This is a genomic window from Bradyrhizobium sp. ISRA430, assembly GCF_029909975.1.
Taxonomy (GTDB): domain Bacteria; phylum Pseudomonadota; class Alphaproteobacteria; order Rhizobiales; family Xanthobacteraceae; genus Bradyrhizobium.
This window is the reverse complement of the sequence record NZ_CP094516.1, coordinates 3,980,751-3,998,745: the sequence shown is the minus strand read 5'-3', so window position 1 is coordinate 3,998,745 and position 17,995 is coordinate 3,980,751. Positions and strand designations below refer to the sequence as shown.

Annotated in this window: 20 protein-coding genes; 11 read left to right on the top strand and 9 right to left on the bottom strand. The window is 62.2% G+C overall.

What is annotated here, in order from left to right; all coding sequences use genetic code 11:
- Positions 1 to 547: 547 nt before the first annotated feature.
- A complete protein-coding gene (locus tag MTX21_RS19080) occupies positions 548 to 868 on the top strand; it encodes a DUF736 domain-containing protein (protein WP_280966303.1) in 321 nt (106 codons plus the stop codon).
- Between the two features lie 223 nt (positions 869 to 1,091).
- On the opposite strand, the gene MTX21_RS19075 is transcribed toward MTX21_RS19080, so the two are convergent.
- Positions 1,092 to 1,319, bottom strand: coding sequence for a helix-turn-helix transcriptional regulator (locus MTX21_RS19075; protein WP_280971099.1), 228 nt, complete (start codon positions 1,317 to 1,319; stop codon positions 1,092 to 1,094).
- A 230-nt stretch (positions 1,320 to 1,549) separates the two neighbouring features.
- Between MTX21_RS19075 and MTX21_RS19070 the strand changes: the two genes are divergently transcribed.
- The 5 genes from MTX21_RS19070 to MTX21_RS19050 all read left to right on the top strand — a co-directional run bounded on the left by MTX21_RS19070 (position 1,550) and on the right by MTX21_RS19050 (position 4,077).
- Complete coding sequence (locus MTX21_RS19070) at positions 1,550 to 1,822, top strand: DUF2285 domain-containing protein (protein WP_280966302.1); 273 nt, start codon at positions 1,550 to 1,552, stop codon at positions 1,820 to 1,822.
- A 165-nt stretch (positions 1,823 to 1,987) separates the two neighbouring features.
- Positions 1,988 to 2,182 (top strand): DUF6499 domain-containing protein, encoded by a 195-nt coding sequence (locus MTX21_RS19065; RefSeq protein ID WP_280966301.1) that lies wholly within the window; start codon positions 1,988 to 1,990, stop codon positions 2,180 to 2,182.
- A 166-nt stretch (positions 2,183 to 2,348) separates the two neighbouring features.
- Positions 2,349 to 2,759, top strand: a complete 411-nt coding sequence (locus tag MTX21_RS19060; protein WP_348637480.1) for a DUF2285 domain-containing protein — start codon at positions 2,349 to 2,351, stop codon at positions 2,757 to 2,759.
- Between the two features lie 132 nt (positions 2,760 to 2,891).
- On the top strand, positions 2,892 to 3,173 hold the full coding sequence (locus MTX21_RS19055) for a helix-turn-helix domain-containing protein (RefSeq protein ID WP_008561544.1): 282 nt from the start codon (positions 2,892 to 2,894) through the stop codon (positions 3,171 to 3,173).
- Between the two features lie 22 nt (positions 3,174 to 3,195).
- A complete protein-coding gene (locus MTX21_RS19050; RefSeq protein ID WP_280966300.1) occupies positions 3,196 to 4,077 on the top strand; it encodes a replication initiator protein A in 882 nt (293 codons plus the stop codon).
- A 581-nt stretch (positions 4,078 to 4,658) separates the two neighbouring features.
- Here MTX21_RS19050 and MTX21_RS19045 read toward each other — a convergent pair.
- A complete protein-coding gene (locus MTX21_RS19045) occupies positions 4,659 to 5,708 on the bottom strand; it encodes an IS110 family transposase (protein WP_280966299.1) in 1,050 nt (349 codons plus the stop codon).
- A gap of 278 nt (positions 5,709 to 5,986) precedes the next feature.
- Between MTX21_RS19045 and MTX21_RS19040 the strand changes: the two genes are divergently transcribed.
- Genes MTX21_RS19040 through MTX21_RS19030 form a run of 3 tightly spaced genes read left to right on the top strand, consistent with a single transcriptional unit; the run spans position 5,987 to position 7,793 of the window.
- Positions 5,987 to 6,451: a DUF2840 domain-containing protein gene (locus MTX21_RS19040; protein ID WP_280966298.1), complete on the top strand. Its 465-nt coding sequence runs from the start codon at positions 5,987 to 5,989 to the stop codon at positions 6,449 to 6,451.
- Positions 6,448 to 6,960 carry a S26 family signal peptidase gene (locus tag MTX21_RS19035; protein WP_280966297.1) on the top strand — a complete coding sequence of 171 codons (513 nt, stop codon included), beginning with the start codon at positions 6,448 to 6,450 and terminating at the stop codon, positions 6,958 to 6,960. The genes MTX21_RS19040 and MTX21_RS19035 overlap by 4 nt, the downstream gene beginning before the upstream one ends.
- A 2-nt stretch (positions 6,961 to 6,962) precedes the next feature.
- On the top strand, positions 6,963 to 7,793 hold the full coding sequence (locus MTX21_RS19030; protein WP_280966296.1) for a lytic transglycosylase domain-containing protein: 831 nt from the start codon (positions 6,963 to 6,965) through the stop codon (positions 7,791 to 7,793).
- A 449-nt stretch (positions 7,794 to 8,242) separates the two neighbouring features.
- Here the strand turns inward: MTX21_RS19030 and MTX21_RS19025 are convergent, their stop codons facing one another.
- The 4 genes from MTX21_RS19025 to MTX21_RS19010 all read right to left on the bottom strand — a co-directional run bounded on the left by MTX21_RS19025 (position 8,243) and on the right by MTX21_RS19010 (position 11,407).
- A complete protein-coding gene (locus MTX21_RS19025; protein WP_280966295.1) occupies positions 8,243 to 8,467 on the bottom strand; it encodes a hypothetical protein in 225 nt (74 codons plus the stop codon).
- 73 nt (positions 8,468 to 8,540) lie between these two features.
- The gene (locus tag MTX21_RS19020; RefSeq protein ID WP_280966294.1) at positions 8,541 to 10,118 is read right to left on the bottom strand and encodes an IS66 family transposase; all 1,578 of its coding nucleotides are present in this window, start codon (positions 10,116 to 10,118) and stop codon (positions 8,541 to 8,543) included.
- A gap of 69 nt (positions 10,119 to 10,187) precedes the next feature.
- Positions 10,188 to 10,538: an IS66 family insertion sequence element accessory protein TnpB gene (gene tnpB, locus MTX21_RS19015; protein WP_280966293.1), complete on the bottom strand. Its 351-nt coding sequence runs from the start codon at positions 10,536 to 10,538 to the stop codon at positions 10,188 to 10,190.
- Positions 10,532 to 11,407 (bottom strand): transposase, encoded by an 876-nt coding sequence (locus MTX21_RS19010; RefSeq protein ID WP_280966292.1) that lies wholly within the window; start codon positions 11,405 to 11,407, stop codon positions 10,532 to 10,534. Before MTX21_RS19010 ends, tnpB (MTX21_RS19015) begins: the two co-directional genes overlap by 7 nt.
- Before the next feature lie 204 nt (positions 11,408 to 11,611).
- On the opposite strand from MTX21_RS19010, the gene MTX21_RS19005 reads away from it, so the two are divergent.
- Complete coding sequence (locus MTX21_RS19005) at positions 11,612 to 12,700, top strand: IS110 family transposase (RefSeq protein ID WP_280966291.1); 1,089 nt, start codon at positions 11,612 to 11,614, stop codon at positions 12,698 to 12,700.
- Between the two features lie 409 nt (positions 12,701 to 13,109).
- Here MTX21_RS19005 and MTX21_RS19000 read toward each other — a convergent pair whose 3' ends face one another.
- From MTX21_RS19000 to MTX21_RS18990, 3 genes are all read right to left on the bottom strand, one after another.
- Entirely contained in the window at positions 13,110 to 14,639 is a 1,530-nt protein-coding gene (locus tag MTX21_RS19000; protein ID WP_280966290.1) for an IS66 family transposase, read from the bottom strand.
- Between the two features lie 69 nt (positions 14,640 to 14,708).
- Positions 14,709 to 15,062 carry an IS66 family insertion sequence element accessory protein TnpB gene (tnpB, locus tag MTX21_RS18995; protein ID WP_128956991.1) on the bottom strand — a complete coding sequence of 118 codons (354 nt, stop codon included), beginning with the start codon at positions 15,060 to 15,062 and terminating at the stop codon, positions 14,709 to 14,711.
- The gene (locus MTX21_RS18990; protein ID WP_280966289.1) at positions 15,059 to 15,826 is read right to left on the bottom strand and encodes a transposase; all 768 of its coding nucleotides are present in this window, start codon (positions 15,824 to 15,826) and stop codon (positions 15,059 to 15,061) included. Before MTX21_RS18990 ends, tnpB (MTX21_RS18995) begins: the two co-directional genes overlap by 4 nt.
- Positions 15,827 to 16,223: 397 nt before the next feature.
- Here MTX21_RS18990 and MTX21_RS18985 point away from each other — a divergent pair, with 397 nt between their 5' ends.
- Positions 16,224 to 17,987 (top strand): DUF3363 domain-containing protein, encoded by a 1,764-nt coding sequence (locus MTX21_RS18985; protein ID WP_280966288.1) that lies wholly within the window; start codon positions 16,224 to 16,226, stop codon positions 17,985 to 17,987.
- Positions 17,988 to 17,995 lie beyond the last annotated feature (8 nt).

The following is a 17,995-nucleotide window of genomic DNA, read 5'->3' as shown; positions in this document are numbered from 1 at the left end:
ATGACCGTTTACCGCCTTCGTCGTCGAGCAGGTTCGCGTAGATCGGCGCGGTTGAACGGCGATGATCGAAACCTGAGCGCGGGAGAGGCTATCCTCCTCGGAGCGCCTCGACCAAGCTGCCGGCAAGGTCTGGCCCACGTAGCCGCGGCGGAGCGATGTTACCTCGATCCGTTCTTGGGAGGCGATACCGCCCTTTGCAGGAGATTGTTTCTCTTTCCGCGCTGAGTCGTTCCGAACTCTTGTTCATCAAAACCGAGATAGCGACGCTTCTCCTTAGGATTGTGGTCCAGCACCCGGACGCACGTGGCCTCGTTGATGGCTTGATCTGGCCGAAGACCGGCTTCGCCTCGATCGTCTGAGCCGCAACGCCGTTGATGCGACTTTCTTCCCCTGGGCTTCGCCCATTCCTCGCGAGACAAGAAAGTCGCCACAACGACGTCCTCCGCTGCGCTCCGGCCCGAGCGGGTGCGTCGCCGATCGTCCTCGGCCCTAGACCGCCATCAAGGCCGCGGTGGTCGCGGGCTCGAAACACAACAGGAGAAGTGACATGGCTAGCATCGGTTCTTTCAAGAAGGTCGGCAACGAATTCCAGGGCGAGATCGTGACCCTGAGCCTGAAGGCCAAGGGCGTCCGCATCGTCGCCGAGACCAACCGATCCAACGACAACGCTCCCAGCCACCGCATCTATGTGGGTCGCGCGGAGATCGGCGCGGCCTGGTCGAAGCGTTCCGAGGAGGGCCGCGACTACCTCTCGCTCAAGCTCGACGACCCCTCGTTCAACGCGCCTATCTACGCGAACCTGTTCGACGACGAAGGCGGTGAGGGCTACACCCTTCTGTGGTCGCGGCCGCGCAAGACCGGCGAGTAAGCCCACTCCATCAAGCCCCGTCCGGTCCGCCGGGCGGGGCTTTTCAGATCCTCCATCGGCCGAGGGATCGACCCTTGAACCATTGTGCTGGTGCTTACTCCGCGCGCCCACTGGAACATCGCCTGTTTGAAAGCTGATCGCTGGCGCTGCAGCAAGCTGGATCGCTAGTCGTAACGAGTGTCCACATCGGGACTCCCAAGGTCGCGTGCCCGGCTCAGGAAAGTCAGGACCGAGCTTTGGACACCCTCTCCTCAAGCAGATCGGCCGGCCTGACCCCCAACGCTTGGGCAATCTGCCAGACTGTGAGCAGTGTCGCGTTCTGGAGCCCTCGCTCCATGCTGCTCACGAAGGCCCGGTCGACGCCCATGCGTTCCGCTACGGCCTCTTGGCTCAAGCCAAGGGCCAGCCGAAATCGACGCGCGTTTGCTCCAAAGACCTTGCGAATGTCCATCCGCAGGATAGGAAGCAATCGCGTATTTTGGCGCTACGTGTTATAATACGCGGAGCTGGTTGCTTTAGGTCTCGGACGGAGCCTTAATTGAGGAAAATGTGGGAAATGCAGCTTCTTGAACGCTCGCCCGAGCAGGTGGCATGCCATATGCTACAGCAGGGAATTGTTCGAGCCAGCGATGCTGGTGCCTCGCCATTTGATTTTGAATCTCGCGCATATTGTCGTCTTTGATGTCGAAGCCGCCGCTAGATCCTGACGTCGCGGATGTCGCGCCGAATGAGCCGACGCTCACAACCTATGACGAACAGCATGTCGTAACGTACATGCGCCTTCTGCAGGCCGAAGGTGAGGGAGCGGACTGGCGCGAAGTGGCTCGAGTGGTCTTGCATTTGGACCCCGAGCGAGAGCCGGACCGTGCGCGGAGCGCATATCAGAGCCACCTTGCGCGGGCCAAATGGCTGACCGAGCAGGGCCGCCTACTACGTGGCACTGGCTCCAAATAGAAGAAAATCGCCGGCTGGCGACTTGCAGGCAGAACTATTTTCTTTTGCTGATCGGCGGTCATTCCGGTGCACCACGTGGTGCCAAACTAGGGGCTTCCTACAACCGTCTCGTTCATACCTATTGCGGCGCAATCGCTGTTAGCAGCATGCAATGGGGCGGAAGCAATGCCTGAATTCGACTGGCGGTCGCCGGAATCCTACAAGAGCCTACAAGACGCGGAAGTCACCGACATCGCCTGGGAATGTCTCCGTCGTAACGCAGGCTATCGACGCGAGTACGAAGCGATGATCGCAAGCAGCCCAGATGGTGCAGTGACCCAGGAATTCAGGAGGAAATGGGGTATCTGCTTTCGCCCATGATCCGCAGAGGTCGTTCGACGAGCAGACGATCTTTTGGGCGCCGGAGGTTCTAGCGACGGTCGTTCCGGTCAAGGTTGCCTCGACGGCCGACCTCGTGTCGGCGTCTCAGCCACTGCTTGACCTTACAGCTGGCCAGGTGCGCCGCGCTGTCGACGGCTGGCATGCCGTGCTGCGCATCGGTGCGGTAGATCACCGTGTCTGGTTCAAAGAGCCGCCGGTGCTCGACGCGTCATACACAGCCGAACTGCCGTTTGATGGCGATTTCGGCGCACGTGCCTATGCAGCCCGAAGACTATGGCGCGCGATGAATGGACGCGTGCCAGGTACGGGATTTCACACGCTATCCAAACAGCGGCGCGAACGCTTGAGCGCCGCGATCCGCGCGCTCGATGCTCATAGCGCCGGCGGAAGCTATCGCATTATCGCCGAAGCGCTGTTCGGCAAAAAGCGCATCCCCGATCGCGCCTGGAAGACGCATGATTTGCGCAATCGAACAATCCGCTTGGTGCAAGGCGGCATCGAGTTGATGCGCGGTGGTTACCGCAAACTCCTGCGGCCCGGGCGCAAGGACGAGTAGCGCAGTCTCCGGGGGTGCCGAAAATCGTCCCCTCCATGTTCGGCATCCCCTGCTGATATCGCGCTTCTCCATGATGACCGCACACACGCCGGCCTAGCCGGGCGTGGTGCGCTGTCCTCCTGGAGTTCTCAAATGCCCGATCCGATGGCCGGTCTTCCCCCGCGATTCCTGCGTACACCTGAGGCCGCCCGCTATCTTGGCCTGTCCGGCCGCACGCTAGAGAAGCACCGCACGTACGGTACTGGGCCCACGTATCGGAAGATCGGTGGCCGCGTCGTCTACGCCGTCGATGACCTGAAAGCATGGGCCGACCGCGGCGCCAAGACGTCGACGTCCGATCCCGGCAAGGGAACGGTGCTGCCGGCCAAGAAGCACCCGGCGCTGCGGCCGTATGCGGGCCAGGAACGTCGCTGATTGCCGCGTGAGAGCAGTGACCATGCGGCGCAAACATCATTCTGAGCGCGACCAGCTTGAGCTCTTTCGGGCGCTACCCGGCGATCTTGCGCCCCGCGACGCGCAGGATTTGATGGCTTATCCGTTCTTCTCGCTCGCAAAAACAAAGCGGATCGTACCAATCGATTTCCGCGCCGGCGCGATTGCAATTCGTGTCGAAGCCGTGCCGGAGCGTGGCATGGCGACCATCTGGGATGCAGATGTTCTGATCTGGGCTGCTTCCCAGATCGTCGAAGCCCGTGACGCCGGCTTGAAGACGTCGCGCCTCATGGCTGCAACGCCTTACGAGATTTTGACGTTCGTGGGCCGTGGCACCAGTGCACGTGACTATGACCGCCTGAAGGCTGGTCTTGACAGACTTCAGTCAACGACCGTGCTGACGTCGATCCGTCAGCCGGCAGAGCGGCGGCGGCACCGCTTCTCCTGGATCAACGAGTGGAAGGAGACGGCCGATGCAAATGGCCGCCCATTTGGTCTCGAATTGATCTTGCCTGATTGGTTCTATGCCGGCGTCATCGATGACGCGCTCGTGCTGACCATCGACGGCGCTTATTTCGATCTGACGGGCGGGCTTGAGCGGTGGCTCTACCGGCTCGTGCGCAAGCACGGTGGACGCCAGGATGGCGGCTGGAGCTTTGACCTTGTGCATCTCCATGCCAAGTCCGGTATCCTCTCGCCGCTCAAGCACTTTGCTTACGACATACGCCAGATCGTCCAGCGCCAGACATTGCCTGGCTATCAGCTCGTGCTCACGCGCGATCCCGATGGCACCGAGCGGCTGAACTTCGCGCCTACGCCTGCTGATCCCCTAACGGCCCGCTTGCGCCGCCGCGGTCTCATTCCAAATTCGGAGGACAATCTGTGAATCAGCTCGTGCTATCGGGGACCGCAACCCTCGTGCTATCGGGGACCCGATCATCGTGCTATCGGGGACCGGAATCGAGCTTAAGAGCTTGTTTCTCCGCGCTTTCCAGCCGATCTAACTTTACTAACATACTGACACTAACTTCTTGTTGTGAATCAGTACGTTGTGAACAAGTCGGCTGCGCGTGCAACAAGGACGCCTCATGCCTCGACTCTCTCACGCGCAAAGCTTCTCCGCAATGCGATTCTTATCGCCAATGCACGCGCGAAAACGCGATCGCGCGCAAATCTGCGCGATCGTCAACATCATCGCCTGGTGCGCGTCACGTCCTTTTGCAGCCACTCGCTCGTCGAGGAGAACTCGCTAACATCCGTGGTTGGCACGATGGCCACCACAAGCCGAAATCTGAGGAATGGGCGGTCAGGCTAACCAGCGCCGTGCTTGATGGCTTCAATCGTCTGCATGAAGCCGCCGGCAAGAAAAGTTGCGATCTCACCCAAGTCCCCGTCTCCTCGGGAGACGCTGCTCCGCCGTGGCGGAAGGAAAAGGCGCGCGTGGAAGCGGCCGGGTTGCGGAGGCCCTTAGATCGCCGCAGCGACCCGGCCGCGCTTGCCGCCGGCGCCAAACCGGAACGTGGTGCCACTGGTCCAGATCTTGTGCAGCAGCACGGCGAGCGCGCGCGCCACGGCGGTTGCCGCGCGCTTCAAACCCTTCTTCCTGGCCAGCCGCAGGCCCCACAGTCGCAGCTTGAAGTTCTTCGGAATGCGGGTGAGGATCGCGATCGCCGCCTCATACAGCATCGCCCGCGTCAGCTCGTCGCCGCATTTGGAGATGCTGCCGATGCGATCGGTTTGTCCCGATTGGTAGCGCCGTGGCGTCAGGCCGAAATGCGCGCCGACATTGGTCGACTTCTTGAAGCACGCCGGGTCGTCGACCGTTGCGCGGAATGTCAGCGCCACGAGCGCGCCAACGCCGGGCACGGTCATCATCCGCCGCACAGCATTGTCGCTGCGCGCCGCTGCCAGCGCCAGGCGGTGCAGCTTTGCCAGCTGCAGCCGCATCGCGCTTCTAGCGTCCAGCAACGGTGCGACAATGGCCTCCAAATCCCTCTTCCCGGCCATCATCTCACGCACCCGCGCGTCAAAGCGGCCGACCGAGATTTCGCCAACCTTCAAGCCAAACGGGCGCAACAGGCCGCGGATCATGTTCTCCATGTCGAGCACCTTGCCGAGCAGCGCCTTGCGGCCGACCAGCAGCGCCCGCAGCGTTTGCGCGCTCTCCGATTTGACATGGACCGCACGGAACCAGCCGGTCCGCATCATCTGGGCGATGCCCCTGGCGTCATTCCTATCCGTCTTGTTCAACATCGCGTTCATCGCCGCCTTGGCATGCCGGGTCTCGATGCAAGTCACAGGGAGGCCCTTTTCGGCGAGCGCCGTGAACAGCCAGGCAGAGTAGGAGAACGCTTCCAGCCCGACGCGCTTCAGGCGCATGCCCCATTCCGCCAGGAACAGCTCGATCGCGTCCGGATCGGCATCGAGTTTCGCTTCCCGGACGACCTGGCCGTCGCCGTCCACCACGCAAATGTTCGTCGCCTCCAGCGACACGTCGAGCCCTGCATAGAAGTCCATCATTCGCCTCCACCGCCGACCGCCGGACCGCACCGCGCGCTCCGTTCGCGAATCGTTGCGAGGCATTTTCGCAGCAGCGCGGCCGGCGAGGGGGCACTGGTCAGTACCCCGGCTAACCAGAAATCCTTCGGATTTCTTCTAACGGACCGGGCCGCAAAGCGCATGACGTGTGACCGGCAACGCCGGGCCGCCACTCACGCAGATCTTCACAGACCGTACACGCACTTCACCGCTCCCAAAACGCGTTGCTCCCAGCTCGAGCTTCAGGGAGCGGCAGCATGAGCGATCTGACAGAAGTGGAAGTGCTGTGGCTCGAGAAGCGTATCGAAAACCGCATTCGGTTCGGTCGCATTGTCAAGGAAAGAAAACTCGATCGTCACCGGCGTGTCCTGTCATTTGCACCCGGCAGCATCTTTGCGTTCGTCCGTTGGACGTCCAACGACTTTGGCACGATCATTTCGCGCATCGACATCTTGCGCGCGGTGGCGCCGGGACAGCGCTGCTCGACCGTTCCTTATGTGACACCCGGCGGTGAGATTCTGCTGCGCCTGTCAGGTTGGCCGAAGGTCGAGCGCGTGCTGCAGATGATCGATGCCGTTGAGGCGCTCGGCATCGATCCCGCTGATGTCGCGCCTGATCATTGGCATCACGTTCAAAACCGCCTGTCGGTTAACGAAAACCCGCGCCCGTATACGAAAGCGCGCCATCAGGCCTGGCTCCATCGCCAACGGGTGATGCGATGACGGGCCGCCTCATGATGCTGGCCGCGACGATTGGGCTCGCTGCCGCGCTCGTCGCGACGATCGTCCTGGAGCCGCTTCCGCTTTACATCTGGAATGCATCCGCGAGCGTGCCGATCGGTCTCTATCGCTTACGACCGACAGAGAGCTTACATGTCACCGAGCTGGTCGCCGTGCAGCCGCCGGAACCGCTTGCGACATTCCTCGACTTTAACGGCTATTTGCCCATTGGCGTCCCCATGCTGAAGCGCGTGCTCGCCCTTCCCGGGCAGCGTGTTTGCAGAACCGGTCTCACGATTTCGATCGACGACGTCGCGGTGGGCGAGGCGAGGGATCGCGACGGACGCGGCCGGCCGCTGCCGAAATGGCAGGGCTGCCGCGTCGTCGGCGACGGCGAGCTGTTTCTGATGAACTGGCAGTCGGACGACTCTCTTGACGGTCGGTATTTTGGGTTCCTTCGGGCATCCAGCGTGATCGGTCGTGCGGTGCCGGTGTGGACGTGGGAGGAGTGATCGTGCGTATTCGACGCGTTCTCCGCGCTATTTCCTTGTTCGATCGATTGCCGGATCATTCCTCCGTCTCGATCAAGGTCTGCAAGGCCAGCGCGTGCGCGACAGAGTGCTTGGCTCAGTTGGGCACGCGCGTTTGTGCTGTCGTGCCCCTGATGCTTCTTCTGGCCGCGCTCGACAGTGTTGCTTTGGCCCAGAGCGGATCAACCGCCCAGCCGGCGATCAGTCAGACCGCTCGCTCCTTTGCTGGCTTCATCAATGAAGCTTCACAACGCTTTGCGATTGCGCCGAACTGGATCCGATCAGTCCAAAGCATCGAGAGTGCTGGGGACGTGCACGCCAGATCGCCGAAAGGCGCAATGGGCCTGATGCAAATCATGCCGGCGACTTGGGCGGAACTTCGCAAGCGCTACCATCTCGGGAACGATCCCTACGACCCGCACGACAACATTCTGGCCGGTACGGCTTACTTGCGCGAACTGCTCGATCGGTATGGCTCGCCTGGCGTGTTTGCCGCGTACAACGCGGGACCATGTCGCTATGAAGAGCATCTCGCAGGCGGCCCTTTGCCAGACGAGACGCGAGCATACGTCGCAAAGCTTGCAAATCTGCTTGCCATCGAACTGCCGCCGAGGTGGACGTCCAGCGGACAGCCATCAGCAGCTGCGACACTATTCGTCACGCGATCCAATCTAATGAAAACGCGCGATCGGTTGCTGGCGCTCATGCCGTCGAGCGGTGTCACGACCGCAATCTTGGCGTCCGATGTTTCGCCCATGGTCCCCCGGCCTATTGGCGTGTTCGTCCCTCAATCGGCTTCGGAGGTATCGCAATGACCAAGTGTGCGGTTCGCAAGCCTTGGCGTGCTTCACCGAGCAAGTGGCACGTGTTGATAGCATACGGGCGATGCCTTCGGTCCGCGCTCTACTCGTCGCTTCGCTCCTCACCGCCCTGCGGGTGTCTCGGCCCTTCGGGTAACGACCGCTATCGCAAACGCTCGCAAACAGTGGGGCTTCGCAAGTCAACTGCCAAGTCGCGGCGACTCATTCGCAATGAATCGGCCACCAGCCGACGTGTTCGGGCAGGCGCTATTGAAGGATCTACCGCAATGACCCGAACTGCATTCTGTCGCAAATCGCCGCGACCGAGAGTCTGTTGGCTTGGAAGTTGGCCCTTGGGAACTAGCGACCGGGAGACCACGAGTATGCGTCCAGAGACTGCACATGACGTCATGTCTTGACGAGACTAGCGCCCTTGGTCGGCAAGGCGCCGACTCGGCGAGCTCCTACTTTGTGCGGGGCTCTGCCATGGCAGCTTCCGCCTTCGCGATCACCGCTTCGGCGCGCTCTATCGCGGCACGGAACTCCTCGCTCTTCCAAGTATCAACCGATTCGCCGTCATCGTACGACTCGTCTGTGGCGTCTTGCGCGCGTGAGACCAACTCACGAAGCGCCGCAATGGCTTCGGAGAGCAGCTTGGCATCCGCCTCATTACGGGAAGACTGCGTCACCTCTTTAACCCCATCACATCGCAATTATGGTCCGTCAGGCAATATCGTTACAAAAGACGACTATTGCAATTGCCTACGGTCCCATGTTCGCCGTTTGGCGGGAGTCTGGCTTTGCCCAGACGGTGGTAGCGGGGGCTCCTTCGGAGCTCCAGGTCCGCGGCAGCAATTCGTCGAGACGGTTGACGGGATGTCCGTCGACAATCCGCTGCAGCACGTCACGCAGGTAGACGTAAGGTTCGACGTCGTTGAGCTTGCAGGTCATGATCAGCGAGCAGGCGACAGCCCAGCGATGTCCGCCGCCGTCGCTCCCGGCGAACAGGTGGTTCTTGCGGCCGAGCGCCACAGGCCTGATCGCGCGTTCGACCGGATTTGTGTCGAGCTCAATGCGACCATCATGCAAGAATCGCGTCAACCCCTCCCAGCGCGAGAGCGCGTAACGGATCGCTTCGGCAAGCGTGCTGCGGCCAGAGACGAGGAGAAGCTGCATCTCCAGCCAGGAATGCAATGCTTGAACGACTGGCTTGGAGAAGGACCATCGCTCGGCGAGCCGATGAGCCGACGACTGCCAGCGGACACGGCATTCGATGGCATAGAGTGTGCCGATCCGGCGCAGGGCTTCGGTCGCCACGGGCGATCCGGTCGCCCCGGCTACCTCATAGAACTTGCGCCTCGTGTGGCTCCAGCAGGCCGCCAGAACAACGTCTTCATTAATGGCGAGCCGCTCGAAGCCGGCATATCCGTCGACATGCAGGACGCCTTTGAAGTCGGCAAGATGAGCTGCCGGACGCTCAGCTTTGCGGTCCGGAACAAACAGATAGACCGCGGCCGGCGGCTCAGGCCCGCACCATGGCCGCTGTTCGCGAGCATAGACCCAAAGACGCCCGGTCTTCGTCCGTCCTCGGCCGGGATCGAGCACAGGAACGGGCGTGTCGTCGGCGAACAGATGATCGGAAGCAAACACGTTCTTGCACAATCGTTCGTGCAGGGCTTCCAGCCACCAGCACGCGCCACCAACCCAGCCGGCCAGCGTCGAACGGGTGAGATCGACACCGAGTCGGGCAAAGATTTGCGACTGCCGATAAAGCGGAGTGTGGTCGCAATACTTACTGACCAGCACTTGCGCGAGCAGCGCCGGCGATGCCAGCCCACCTGCAATCGGCCGCTCCGGCGCGGCCGCCTGCACCATTTTATTGCAGGAGCGACACGCGTACTTTGGACGAGTGATGTGCACGACACGAAGTTGTGCCGGTACCCAGTCCAGCATTTCGCTGACGCTCTCGCCGATGGCATGCACTGTTCCGCCACAGCAAGCGCAGACCCTGTCCTTGACATCGAGCAAGACGTCCTCGCGAGGCAGATGAGCGGGCAACGGCTTGCGCCGCGACGGCGTATCCGGATTGTCCGTAACGATCGTTGGATGGCTCTCCCGGATGCGGCCGATATCGCTATCGACATCCTCCAGACCGAGCGCCAGTTGGTCTGGGTCGATGCGCTCGGAACGACGTCCGAACTGCATTCGCTGAAGCTGTTTGATGATCGACTGGAGACGCTCGACCTCGTTATCTTTGTGCTCGACGGCCGCAGCAATGTCGCGAACCAGGCGATGCAGAGGAGCTGTGTCTGGCGGAAGATTGGTCAGATCGAACTGCATGTTCGATTCTACTCGAACACACCGATTCGAAAAAGCGACTTCGCCTTGTTCGATGCAGGCTTTTGCGATTTAGCCTGCGATGGCCGGCTTCCACACGCGCTTGGGTGCGCGCCAGTCGATGCCTTCAATCAGCATCGCAAGCTGCGCCGGTGTCAGCGTGATCGAACCATCGTAACCTGCCGTTACCGGCCAGACAAAGCGACCCTGGTCGATCCGCTTGGTGAACAGGCAAAGACCGTTGCCGAACCAGAACAAGACCTTCAACATCGATGCCTTCTTGCCGCGGACGGCAAACAGATGACCGGAGAACGGATCTTTCTTCACTTCCTGGACCAACATGGCGAGGCCATCTATGCCTTTCCTCATGTCCGTGTAGCCAAGCGCCAGGTGCACTTTGACGCCAGCAGGAACAATCAGCATGGCGCGATTTCTCCGCTCTCAACACGCGCCCGCACAACATCGGGATCGCTGCCGATCGGTGCAAAGACACACCGCCCATCGGGCAGACCAATAGCCATCATTCCTTCTGGCGGTCGTAGAACGAGAGCGGCCGTCGTGTCGTCCGCCAGCGCGACTGATGCACACTTTGCGCGCTTCCTCTGCGCAAAGCCGAACTCTACCCGCCAGCGGAACAGCAACCCCGTGACGATACCGTGCTTGCGGGCAACGCCGGAGACCGTGGTGCCCGGCTGCTCGGTTTCCATCACGATCGCCAGCTTCTGTTCGTCGCTGAAGAAGCGCCGGGCCCGCGTCGCTGGTATGGTCGGAGCGTCGTTCGAGGCGTCTGTCAAGCTGCTTTGGGAGGTCGATTCCTTGGCACTAGTGCTAGCGACGGGGCGGGCTGAAGGGTGAAGATGCGCACGCCAGTCGATTTCGAGCTTGCCGGCGTCCAACCGGTGGCGCCATTTGCGCAGCGCGTACGGCGACAGGGACAGTGCCGCGGCACACTCGCGTGCACCCATTCCGCTCCAGTTCATCGCCTCGACGTGCATTGCCCAGAATGCTTGCAAACCGCGATGACGCACGTCCGTGCTGATCGAGAAGCGTTGCCGCAGTGTCCTTCTCGGTCCTCCTTTCAGTTCTTCTCGGCGCAATTCCGTCTGATATTTCGCGAGCTTGCGTGCAGCTTCCTCGCCAGCAAGTGCCTTCAGCCAACGCGCGAACGTCCCCTGGTCCAAGCGATGTCGACGGCAATACGCCCTCTGCGAAAGGCCGCTGCGCTGCCAGGCTTCGATGTGAATCGACCACCATTCACGTCTGGCTTTGTTCTGGAAATGTTTTGGACCCACCGGAGATTCTCCAATGCAGCAGAGGACCCGAAATGGAACGAGAACACACTATCGAAGAGTGGTGCAGGATTCGGACGCTTACCGCACGACGGCAGGACTGCCGCCCGTAATCGGGCTGCGCCGGGACTTGCGGCAGCAGCGCAAGTGGTCTGCGCGATGAATAACGCGCAAACTGCGCCGCCTCAGCAACGCGGGAGGCGAGCGATGGAATTCTTCTGTGGTTTGGATGTCGGCATGGACGAGACAGCGATCTGCGTGGTGGACGCCACCAGCAAGTTGATGCTGGAGACGGCGGTGGTGACCGATCCCGACGCGATCAAGGCGGCGCTGACGCCGTATCTTTCCCGCTTGCGGCGGCTCGGCCACGAGGCAGGCTCGCTGTCGCCCTGGCTGCATCCGGAACTGTTAAAACTCGGCCTGCCGGCGGTGTGCCTGGAGACCCTCCACGTTCGTGCAGCGCTGAAGGCGCAGCGCAACAAGACCGACAAAGCGGATGCGCTCGGCATCGCCCACATCATGCGCACCGGCTGGTTCAGACGCGCGCATATCAAGAGCGAGGCCTGCTACCGGCTGCGCCTGTTGTTGACGCACCGGCGCAATTTGAAGCGCAAGTTTCTGGACCTGGAGAACGCGATCCGGCACTCGCTGAAGGTGTTTGGCATCCGGCTGAACCGGGTCGGGCGCGGCGGCTTTGCGCAAGCCGTGCGCGAAGCGGTGGCGGGCGATGCGCTGGTCAGTGAGCTGACCGACGCCATGCTGAATGCGCGCGCGGCACTGTGGAAGGAGTACTGCCGGCTGCACGATTTGGTGGTGCGCCTGGTCGCCGGCCACGAGCTGTGCCGGCGGTTCATGCAGATTCCCGGTGTCGGTCCGATCGGAGCGCTGAGCTTTATGACCGCGGTCGATGATCCCTCGCGCTTCAGGCGTTCGCGCGACGTGGCGGCGTATTTTGGCCTGACCTCGCGACGCTGGCAGTCCGGCTCCTCGATCGACGTCAAGGGTCGGATCAGCAAGGCGGGTGACGGCGACGTGCGACGGGCGCTGTATGAGGCGGCCAGCGCGCTGCTGACCCGTTACAAGAAGCAGGACAAGGTCAAGACGTGGGGGCTGGCGCTGGCGAAGCGGTCCTCGCACCGCAAGGCGACGGTCGCGGTGGCGCGCAAGCTTGCCGTGATCATGCACGCCATGTGGACCAGCGGCACGTTCTACTGCGGCGATCCGGACGCCTCCGCGACCGAGAGACGCGCCGAGCGGACTGCCAAGCAGCGCAAATTGCTCGGGGCTTACGCATGAGCGACTTGATCTACGACCGACCAATGACGCGGTGATCGCCGCGTCCTGAACATGGAGCTCCGCCGCGGGCGGATGAGGACTGGTGCAGCACAAATACGACGGAACGCACGTTATCTTGCCTGCGACGGTGCATCTTCGGATGGCGGCCGATCGCGCCGGATTGCCTGTGATGTGGCTCCGTCACACCGATGGAAAGATGCGCCGCGACGGCGTCCGCGCTGCCGTGCTGCAGCGACTACGTGCCGTCGCCGAGCGCGGAAGACTGCACGGCGCATCAGGACTCGGATCCATCGCGGCGCATCGTGTCATGGCGTGGCGCAGCGGGCCTTGTCGCAAACGAGAAAGGAAGCGAAAATGGGTGAGAGCAAGCCAACGACACGACCGTAAGCGTCCGGCCGCTGCACTTCGCTCAGCTCTTGACAGAATTCCCGGCTTTCCAAGCCCACGGCAGCAGTTCATCGAGCCGGTTGACAGGGTGTCCGTCGACCATCCGCGTGAGCACGTCATGCAGATAGGCGTAGGGTTCGACGTCGTTAAGCTTGCAGCTTTCAATCAAGGAACAGAGAACGGCCCATCGATGGCCGCCGCCATCGCTGCCCGCGAAGAGGTGATTCTTGCGTCCGAGGGCAACAGGCCTGATTGCGCGTTCAACTGGGTTCGTGTCGAGCTCGATGCGGCCGTCTTGCAGGAAGCGTGTCAAACTATCCCAGCGCGAGAGGGCGTAGCGGATCGCTTCGGCCAGGGTGCTACGGCCTGGTACAAGGAGAATCTGTGTTTCGAACCAGAGCCGCATGGCATCGACCATGAGCTTCGATCGGTTGCGGCGTGCTGCAAGCCGATGCGCAGCCGATTGACCACGGACCTCAGCTTCGACGGCATAGAGTTCGGCGATCCGGCGCAGCGCCTCGGTCGCGATTGGCGCGTTGGTGGCCTGCGCCACCTCGTAGAATCGTCGCCGCGTATGGCTCCAGCATGCAGCGAGCACGACGTCGCCTTTGCCAGTCAAAGGCTCAAAGCCAGCATAGCCGTCGACGTGCAGAACACCCTTGAAGTGCTCGAGGTGCGAAGCCGGACGCTCGGCCCTGCGGTCTGGTGCGAACAGATAAACTGCCGCGGGCGGCTCCGGTCCGCCCCAGCCGCGCTGCTCGCGGGCATAGACCCAGAGACGTCCAGTCTTGGTGCGTCCACGTCCTGGATCGAGCACCGGAACCGGCGTGTCGTCGGCGAACAGATGATCCGAGGCGAACACGTTCTTGCACATGCGGTCGTGCAACGCCTCGAGCCACCAGCAAGCGCCGCCGACCCATCCAGCGAGCGTCGACCGCGGGAGATCGACGCCGTGCCGCGCGAAGATCTGCGACTGCCGATAGAGGGGGGTATGGTCGCAGTATTTGCTGACCAATACCTGAGCAAGCAGCGCCGGCGTTGCGACACCGCCGACGATCACCCGTTCCGGAGCCGGCGCCTGCACCACTGTCTCGCAGGTCCGACAGGCGTATTTCGAGCGGGTGGTGCGGATCACGTGCAGTTGTGCTGGAATCCAGTCCAGCATCTCGCTCACGCTCTCGCCGATTACGTGCAGCGCGCCGCCGCAGCAGGCGCAAATCACGCCGCCAATGTCGAGCCGCACATCCGTGCGCGGCAGATGATCTGGCAGCGGCTTGCGATGAGAAGACCGTTCGGCCTGTTGCTCCGCGATGCGCGGACGCTTCTCTTCTTCGCGGGCGAGATCGCCATCCAGATCTTCAAGACCGAGCGCGAGCTGATCGGGATCGAGGCGCTCGGAGCGGCGGCCGAACTGCGCGCGCTGCAACTGCTTGATGATAGATTTCAGGCGCTCGATTTCAGTGTTGCGGTGTTCAATCGTGCCGACAATATCGCGAACGAGGCGATGCAGAAGTGCTGTTTCTGTCGGGAGATTGTCGAGATCGAGCTGCATGTCCGAATCTACTCGAACACGCTGATTCGAAGAAGCAACTTCGACTTATATTGCGCTAGTATTTGCGATTCAGCCTGCAAGAAGCGGGCGCCAGAAGCGCTCGGGTGCACGCCAGTCGATGCCCTCGATCAACATCGCGAGTTGCGCAGGTGTCAGCGTCACCGTACCGCCAGGCTCCGCCGCGCGTGGCCACATGAACGTCGCACGGTCGATGCGCTTAGTGAACAGACACAGCCCCGTCCCATCCCAAAACAGAATCTTCAGAAGCGAAGCATTCTTCCCGCGGAAGACGAACAGATGGCCCGAGAAGGGATCCTTCTTGAGGTGTTCCTGGATCAACGTCGCAAGTCCATCGAGACCCTTGCGCATGTCGGTATGGCCAAGCGCGAGGTGCACCTTCACACCTGCCGGAACAGCGATCATGATGCCTTCCCCCTTTCGGCGAACTGCCGCTTCAGCTCCGCCGGACTGCTGCCCGCTTGCGCAAGGACGCGCCGTCCATCATCCAGTACGAACGCCATCATCCCTTCCGGCGCCTTGACGAGATCGCGCAAGGCCGTGAGCGCCGCCGGCTCACTCGCCGTGCCGTCGGCGAGCGTCACCGTCGCGAGTTGCGGCGCCTTGCGAGCGTTCAGACCGAACTGGACGCGCCAGCGGAAGAGCAGGCTGGTGGCGATGCCGTGGCGGCGGCAGACCTCCGCCACGGCAACCCCTGGCTTCTCCGTCTCCTGCACCATCGCCCGCTTCTGCTCGTCGCTGAAGCGGCGCCGGTTCGACCGCCCATCCACCGCCTGCGGTGTCAAGCGGTATTTGCGCCGCGCGCAATTAGCAGCGCTGCTTAATTGAGCCCGGGCACTCGGATGAAGCAACGATCGCCAGTCCATTTCGTCGCCGGATTCTTCGAGGCGATCGCGCCAAATGCGCAGGGCATGCGGCGACAGACCGAGCGCCGCAGCGTACTCGGCATGCCCCATGCCACTCCAGTTCATCGCCTCGACATGCATGCCCCAGAACGCCCGAAGTGCAATCGGTTTGCTGTTCGTACGCACGCTGTAGCGGTAGCGCGGCGGCCTTTTGCGTCGCTTCGATGGCCCCTTCTTGCCCTGCCGTTCAAGCTCTTTGCTGCGCAATTTACGCAAGTATTCCGCGCGTTTGCTCAGATCCTCCGCGCAAACGAGATGGCGCATCCATCGTTCAAATGTCGCGATCGAAAGCTTGCGCCGGCGGCAATATTCCTCCGCGTCCTGATGGCCGCGATACCAGGTCGCGACGTGTGTCGACCAGTACGGATTGTTGGCTTTTGCCCAGGAGCGAGGCGGCATCGGAGATTCTCCACTGCAGCAGAGAACCTGAAATGAAACGAGAACAGAATATGCGAAAGACGTGCGGGAGTCGGACGCTTACACACGACCGATTAAGAGGGCGAGATAAAAGGGGCTCGCCGGTCGAACCGCAAGCCATTGACATGGCTTGCGTTCTACCGTGCCGGTCGGTCGCGGCGCGTGCCGCGCCGTGCATTTTGACGAATGCAATCAAAGGCATTTTCGGCACCATGTGCGCTTTGGATCGTTGGGAGGCCCTGCCGTGAGCGTGGGCGACAGCGATCTGCGTATTCGACCCGGGCGCATTCGCAGTACCCGCGTGCCGAAGCCGAAGAGCTTCATCAACCAGGTGCTGCGCGCCGCGAAGAAAGCAGGACACACCTCGGGGCCGGCCGCGGCTGGCAGGCGTTCTGTGGCCTATGGGCGCTCCACGTTTGGCCGCGGGCGCCTCGCCTTTAGCCGCGCCAGATTGTTCAGCCCGACACGGCGCGTTGTGGTGAAGGCGCGTGTTGTCCGGCACAAGGGGCGAGCCTTCCGTTCAGCGCCACTGACCGCCCACCTCTCATATCTCAAGCGCGATGGCGTGACCCGAAGTGGTGAGCGGGCCGAGATGTTCGATGAGGGCTGCGACCGCGCCGATACCGCGGCTTTCGCAGAACGGTGCCAGGATGACCGGCATCATTTCCGGTTCATCGTCTCACCCGAGGACGCCGGCGACATGACCGACCTGAAGGCCTTTACCCGCGATCTCGCCAAGCAGATGGAGACCGACCTTGGCACCCGGCTCGATTGGGTGGCCGTCGATCATTGGAACACCGACAACCCTCACGTCCATCTTCTCGTTCGGGGAATAGATGAGGAAGGGGCGGATCTCGTGATCTCCCGCGACTACGTCAGCCAGGGCCTGCGCTCACGCGCCGAGGAACTGGCCGCCATTGAACTCGGTTCAAAACCGGAGCACGAGATCCGCAATTCGCTGGAGAGGGAGGTCACGGCGGAACGATGGACGCGGCTCGATCGGGAGATCCGGCTGGCAGCCGATGAGACCGGCACTATCGATCTTCGCCCCGAGAACCCAGGCAGCTCCGATCCTGAGATCCGACGCCTGATGGTTGGCCGCCTTCAACACCTGGAGAAGATGGGTCTTGCCGCATCCGCCGCGCCTGGGGAATGGATGGTTGGGCTCGAGGCCGAGCGCAGCTTGCGCGACCTCGGCATGCGCGGCGACATCATCAAGACCATGCACCGCACCTTTACCGAGCGTGGGGAGGCGCGCGGCGTTGCCGACTTCGTCATCGAAGGTGGACAGCCGACGTCCCAGATTATCGGACGACTGGTCGACCGTGGACTGCATGACGAACTGACGGGTGAGGCGTACGCCATGATCGACGGAACAGACGGACGCGCGCATCACGTGCGCTTCCGAGGGGTCGAGGCATTTGAATATGCACCGCCGATCGGCGGTATCGTTGAAGTGCGACGCTTCGGTCAAGCCGGCGATCCGCGGCCGACTCTGATGCTGGCGACCCGCTCGGATCTCGATCTGCACGAGCAGGTCAGCGCGAAGGGCGCGACCTGGCTCGACCATCGGCTGGTTGAACGCCACCGCATGCCGCTCGCCATGGGCGGATTCGGCCGCGAGACCCGCGACGCCATGGAAGCCCGTACCCAGCATCTGTTCCAGGGGGGCCTGGCGCGACGGCAGGGCCAAAGCATCATCTTGCAGCGCGACCTCCTGAACACGCTGCGCCGACGTGAACTGGACGACGTGGCGGCAAAGGTCTCGGCCGACACCGGCCTGCCTCACGTGGCCGCCGCCTCCGGGGAGCATGTAGCGGGCACGTATCGCCAGCGTCTGACGCTCACCTCGGGACGCTTCGCCATGATCGATAATGGGCTCGGCTTCCAACTCGTGCCCTGGTCGCGCGAACTCGAAAAGCGGCTCGGCCAACACGTCACCGGCGTCGTGAAGGACGGCGGCGGCATCGAATGGGGTTTTGGTCGCAAGCGCGACCTCGGCCTCTAGGTATCTCA